The following is a 4,111-nucleotide window of genomic DNA, read 5'->3' as shown; positions in this document are numbered from 1 at the left end:
GTTCAGGGGGCCCGAGCAGGGTGGCGCGGGGCCCGGCGACGTTGCCGAAGCGGATCTCGGAGCCGGGGCCGACGTCCCGGGTGTGCACGCGGGTGCCGTCGGTGAACGTGCCGTTGGTGCTGTGCTCGTCCTCCAGGGTCCAGTGGCCGTCCTCGGTCCGCAGCACCGCGTGGTGCCACGAGACCCGGGCATCGTCGATGACGATGTCGCTCAGTGGATCGCGTCCGACGTGGTACTCGTGGCCCGGACTCATCACGGTGGAGCCCGTCTCGGTCTCCAGGACGACTTCGGGTGCGGTCGGCGCGAGGGGACGATCCGCCATGTCCTGAATTCTACCGACTAGTTCATACGTGCGCCTGGTGCGGAGTCCTGGGCCCCGGTGTCAGGCGGCCGTCGCCTTCCGTGCCACGTAGTACACGTTGATGATGTCGCCCTCGACGTGGCGGAGGGTGATGTCGGTGAACCCGGCCTCGTTCAGCATGCGTTGGGCGGTCTGGCGGCCCCAGACGGTGCCGAGTCCGGCGCCGCCCTCGCCGAGGGAGACCGTCATGCAGTAGAAGACGGAGAACGTGTAGAGCGCCGGGCCGAGGGCGAGGTCGAAGTTCTCCTCCAGTTTGCTGGAGGCGTCGATGTCGCCCATCAGGAACGTGCCACCGTCCCGCAGCGCGCCCGCGACCGCGGCGAGGGTCTCGGCGGGGCGGGCCAGGTCGTGGATCACGTCGAAGGCGGTGATCAGGTCGTAACTGCCGGTCAGACCGGCGCTGTCGACCAGGTCGAAGTGGGCGTTGGACAGGCCGAGGTGCTCGGCCTCCCGCCGGGCCGCGGCGATGCCGGTCTCCGACATGTCCAGGCCGCGGAACCTGCTGTTCGGGAAGGCCTGCGCCAGGAGGTTGACCGCGTGCCCCTGCCCGGTGCCGATGTCCAGGGCGTCGATGCCTTCGCGCAGCCGCTCGGTGAGGCCGGGGGCGAGCGGTACGACGGCGTCGATCAGGGCGGCGTCGTACACGCGTGAGGTCTCCTCGGCCTGGAGCTCCTGGAAGCGGGGGTACGAGGAGTACGGGACGCCGCCGCCCTTCCGGAACGCCTCCAGGACCTCGTCCTCGACGTTGCCGATCAGCGCGAAGTTCTGCATGAAGGACGCCAGGTTGTCGGGTCCGGCGGCGCGGGTGAGGGTGGCCGCGTGCTCGGGCGGCAGCCGGTACGTGCCCTCATCGGGGGAGTACTCGGTGATGCCGCCGACGGTCATCCCGCCCAGCCACTCCCGTACGTACCGCTCGTTCAGGCCGGTGGCCGTGGCGATCTCGGCGCTGGTGGACGGGGGCAGCCCGGCCAGGGTGTCGAAGAGGCCGGTGCGGTGGCCGATGCTGCACAGGTAGCCCAGACAGGCGTCGTTGAGCACCTGCACCATCCGGCCCGCGAACTCCTCCTGCCGAGCGAGGTCGACCGTGTCCGTGGTCATCGCCTACTCCTTCCCGTCACGGGTCGGAGAGGGGTCAGGGGGCGCCGAGCCGCGGTCCGGCCAGGGGTGTGGTCCTTCCCTCAGGCTACGCCGCCCCCCTCGGCGAGGCCGTCTCAGATGCCGCAGGTGGGCGCCGACCAGTACGGGCTCGGGTCGAACGCCACATGGGTGTGGTCGTTGTGGCCGGGGTAGCCCGGTCCGAGGATCTCGGAGAAGCCGTGGGTCCTGGACTGCTGAGCGAGCCGGCAGAGGCTGGGGGAGCCGGTGAGGTCGGCCGCGTCGCCGTAGAGATGGCGGCTGCCCGCGGCGCCGCCGACCGCGTCGTTGCAGGCGTGCGAGCGGAAGCCGCTGGAGATCGTGAGCGGCACGTCACCGAGGGCGCGCCGCATCGCCTCCAGTTTCCACATGGTCTTGAGGGCGTTGGCCTTGGCGGTGGCCGCGGGTACCGCGCCGCCGGACCAGTCGGAGTTGCACTTGTTGAGCTCGGCGTACGTGAAGTGGACCGGGGTGCAGTCCGCGTCCTGGAGGGCGTAGATCTTGCTGAAGGTGTCCGGGCCCGCGACGCCGTCGGCGGAAAGTCCGTACGCGGACTGGAACTTCTTCACGGCCGCGGTGGTACGGGCACCGAACTGGCCGTCGTACGAGAGCCGTTCGCCCGAGGTGACCCAGCCGGCCACCCGGATCTGAAGCTGGGTCACATCGCTGCCGGACGCGCCCTGGGAGAGGGTGCGGCTCCACGAGTAGCAGTCGTCGGCGTGCGCGGTGCCCGCGGTGGCGCCCACACCGAGCAGTGCGCAGGCCATGACCATGACAAATAAGCCGAGTGAACGTGCCGTGCGTCTGAGCATTGCGGCCTCCCGACCGTCGATCCCGAACGGAGCGATCAGGGCCGCCTCGACGGCGACCGCCACCAAGAGTGGAGGGGTCCGCTACGCGCGTCAACCTCTGGGCGTACGCGGCCAGTTGGTCAGAGCGGCCACTGCGACGTGACGGTCGTGCCGTCCGCCCCACCGGACTCGCCGCCGCCCTCGTCACCGCCCACGCCACCGTCCTCGTCGCCGTCGTCGTGCACCGTCAGGCGTACCGCGTCCCGGCCGTCCGGCAGGGCGGTGTCCGCGTCGACCGTGACGCGGATGTGCGCGACGTGCGGGCGGCGGGACGTCGCGGCGAGGGCGCGGCGCAGGGTGGTCAGGAGCTGCTCCGCGACCGGCTCCGGCACCCGGTGCTCGACGGCGCCGATGAACTGCGTGGACGGGGTCACACCGAGCACCGCCGCCGCGCCCGCGGCCTCCTTGAGCACCCGGCCGCGCAGGCTCGTCGGCGCGTCCGCGGGCGGCTGCTGCAGCGCGAAGATCGCCGTACGGACCTCCTGGACGGTCGACTCCAGCTCGTCCACGGCCAGGCCGATGGCCGAGCCCACCTCGGCCGCCCGCGCCCTGCGCCGCGTCGACTCCAGCATCATGCCGGTCGCGAAAAGGCGTTGGACGACCAGGTCGTGCAGGTCGCGGGCGATCCGGTCGCGGTCCTCGAAGACCGCGAGCCGCTCCCTGCGCTGCCGGGTGTCGGCCAGGACCAGGGCGAGCGCGGCCTGCGAGGCGAACTGGCCCGCGAGTTGCCGCTCCTCCTGCGTGTAGCCGCGCGCGCCCCGCGTGCGCGGCAGGGCCAGGGTGCCGATGAGGCGGCCGCCGCTCTGCAACGGCAGCAGCAGACTCGGCCCGAAGGCGGCCCGTACCGGAGTCGTCATGCGCGGGTCGGTCGCCGAGTCGTCGACGAACACCGGCTCACCGCCCAGGAGTTGTTCCAGAACCGGGCTGCCGGGGGCGATGGTGGTGCCGATCAGGGCCGCCGGGTCCTCGTGCGTGGAGGCCGTCACGATCTCCATGCCGCCCTCCTCGGTGGGCTGCAGGATCACTCCGGCACTGGCGTGCGCGAGCCTGCGCGCCTGCTCCGCCACCACCATCAGCGGATCGTCGTCGACGGTGCCGCTGAGCAGGGCCGTGGTGACCGCGGCGGCGCCCTCGATCCAGCGTTCCCGCTGCCGGGCCGCCTCGAACAGCAGCGCGTTGCCGATGGCGATGCCCGCCTGCGCGGCGAGGATCCGCACAAGCCGCTCGTCCTCCGGCGTGAACGGTCCGCGGCGCTTCTCGGTCAGATACAGGTCCCCGAACACCTCGTCGCGCACAAGGACCGGGACGCCGATGAAGCTGTGCATCGGAGGGTGCCCGGCCGGAATCCCGCAGGAGCGCGGATCGGTCGCCAGATCGTCGATACGCAGCGGCCGCGGATCGCGCAGCAGTACGCCGAGCAACCCCGCGTCGCCGCACGGCAGTTGACCGATCGCGGCCCGGGTGTCGGCGTCCATGCCGGTGGTGAACAGCTCGGTGAGCCGGGGCCCGCCCGTCCGGTCCGGGTCGATGACGCCGAGCGCTCCGTAGCGGGCGTCGGTGAGGCGGGCCGCGGCGTCCACCAAGTGCTGGAGGGTGGTGCGCAGTTCGAGGTCCGTGCCGACGCTCAGGACCGCTTCGAGCAGCAGCGGCTCCCGCGCCGCCACCGACCCCGTGCTGTCCGGCTCTGCGCTGTCCGGCTCCGCTGCCATGCCGCCTGTCCCTTTCCGGTTGCGGTTCCGGCCCTGGCCTTTCTGCCTCCCCGCCC

Annotated in this window: 4 protein-coding genes; all 4 read right to left on the bottom strand. The window is 71.9% G+C overall.

Going from position 1 to position 4,111, the window contains the following annotated elements; genetic code table 11:
- The coding region (locus tag GUY60_RS35300) for an FHA domain-containing protein (RefSeq protein ID WP_161705448.1) at window positions 1-322 on the bottom strand (322 nt) is incomplete at its 3' end.
- 60 nt (window positions 323-382) lie between these two features.
- The gene (locus tag GUY60_RS35295) at window positions 383-1,459 is read right to left on the bottom strand and encodes a class I SAM-dependent methyltransferase (RefSeq protein ID WP_161705447.1); all 1,077 of its coding nucleotides are present in this window, start codon (window positions 1,457-1,459) and stop codon (window positions 383-385) included.
- A gap of 113 nt (window positions 1,460-1,572) precedes the next feature.
- Window positions 1,573-2,307, bottom strand: coding sequence for a D-Ala-D-Ala carboxypeptidase family metallohydrolase (locus GUY60_RS35290; protein WP_161705445.1), 735 nt, complete (start codon window positions 2,305-2,307; stop codon window positions 1,573-1,575).
- Window positions 2,308-2,426: 119 nt separating this feature from the next.
- Window positions 2,427-4,055 carry a sensor histidine kinase gene (locus tag GUY60_RS35285; protein WP_161705443.1) on the bottom strand — a complete coding sequence of 543 codons (1,629 nt, stop codon included), beginning with the start codon at window positions 4,053-4,055 and terminating at the stop codon, window positions 2,427-2,429.
- Between the last annotated feature and the right edge of the window lie 56 nt (window positions 4,056-4,111).

Source organism: Streptomyces boluensis (assembly GCF_009908195.1).
Lineage (GTDB): Bacteria > Actinomycetota > Actinomycetes > Streptomycetales > Streptomycetaceae > Streptomyces > Streptomyces boluensis.
The sequence above is the reverse complement of the archived record's forward strand: the minus strand, read 5'-3'. Positions and strand labels throughout refer to the sequence as shown.

Excerpts from the sequence above, each read along its gene's own strand:
- GUY60_RS35295 (WP_161705447.1), bottom strand. The coding sequence starts at position 1,459 with ATGACCACGGACACGGTCGACCTCGCTCGGCAGGAGGAGTTCGCGGGC.
- GUY60_RS35290 (WP_161705445.1), bottom strand. The coding sequence starts at position 2,307 with ATGCTCAGACGCACGGCACGTTCACTCGGCTTATTTGTCATGGTCATG.
- GUY60_RS35285 (WP_161705443.1), bottom strand. The coding sequence starts at position 4,055 with ATGGCAGCGGAGCCGGACAGCGCAGAGCCGGACAGCACGGGGTCGGTG.